The following is a 1,344-nucleotide window of genomic DNA, read 5'->3' as shown; positions in this document are numbered from 1 at the left end:
GTCCATCCCGGTCCTCTCGTACTAAGGACAGCTCCTCTCAAATTTCCTACGCCCACGACGGATAGGGACCGAACTGTCTCACGACGTTCTGAACCCAGCTCGCGTACCGCTTTAATGGGCGAACAGCCCAACCCTTGGGACCGACTACAGCCCCAGGATGCGATGAGCCGACATCGAGGTGCCAAACCTCCCCGTCGATGTGGACTCTTGGGGGAGATAAGCCTGTTATCCCCGGGGTAGCTTTTATCCGTTGAGCGATGGCCCTTCCATGCGGAACCACCGGATCACTAAGCCCGACTTTCGTCCCTGCTCGACTTGTAGGTCTCGCAGTCAAGCTCCCTTATGCCTTTGCACTCTACGAATGATTTCCAACCATTCTGAGGGAACCTTTGGGCGCCTCCGTTACACTTTAGGAGGCGACCGCCCCAGTCAAACTGCCCACCTGACACTGTCTCCCGGGTCGATAAGACCCGTAGGTTAGAATTTCAATACAGTCAGGGCGGTATCCCACCAGCGCCTCCACCGAAGCTAGCGCTCCGGTTTCAATGGCTCCCGCCTATCCTGTACAAACTGTACCAAAATTCAATATCAGGCTACAGTAAAGCTCCACGGGGTCTTTCCGTCCTGTCGCGGGTAACCTGCATCTTCACAGGTACTATAATTTCACCGAGTCTCTGGTTGAGACAGTGCCCAAATCGTTACACCTTTCGTGCGGGTCGGAACTTACCCGACAAGGAATTTCGCTACCTTAGGACCGTTATAGTTACGGCCGCCGTTTACTGGGGCTTCAGTTCAGAGCTTCGCTTACGCTAACCCCTCTCCTTAACCTTCCAGCACCGGGCAGGTGTCACCCCCTATACTTCGCCTTACGGCTTCGCAGAGAGCTGTGTTTTTGCTAAACAGTCGCTTGGGCCTATTCACTGCGGCTTTCCGTTAAGAAAGCACCCCTTCTCCCGAAGTTACGGGGTCATTTTGCCGAGTTCCTTAACCAGAGTTCTCTCGCACACCTTAGGATTCTCTCCTCGCCTACCTGTGTCGGTTTGCGGTACAGGCACCTTTTATCTCGCTAGAAGCTTTTCTTGGCAGCGGGGAATCAAAGACTTCGCTCCATAAGGAGCTTCCCCATCACAGCTCAGCCTTTACGATAAGCGGATTTGCCTACTTATCAGCCTAACTGCTTGGACGTGCACAACCAATCGCACGCTTCTTCTATCCTTCTGCGTCCCTCCATTGCTCAAACGATAAAGAGGTGGTACAGGAATATCAACCTGTTGTCCATCGCCTACGCCTGTCGGCCTCGGCTTAGGTCCTGACTAACCCTGAGCGGACGAGCCTTCCTCAGGA

Annotated in this window: 1 rRNA gene (only partly in view); it reads right to left on the bottom strand. The window is 53.9% G+C overall.

The features are described from left to right. Nucleotides 1-1,344 (bottom strand): 23S ribosomal RNA (locus VLE72_00405); its annotated part runs 1,355 nt beyond the window's last position; the annotation flags it as partial.

The organism is Candidatus Saccharimonadales bacterium, assembly GCA_035480635.1.
Classification (GTDB): domain Bacteria; phylum Patescibacteriota; class Saccharimonadia; order UBA4664; family DATIHN01; genus DATIHN01.
This window is presented reverse-complemented; position numbering and strand designations above follow the sequence as displayed.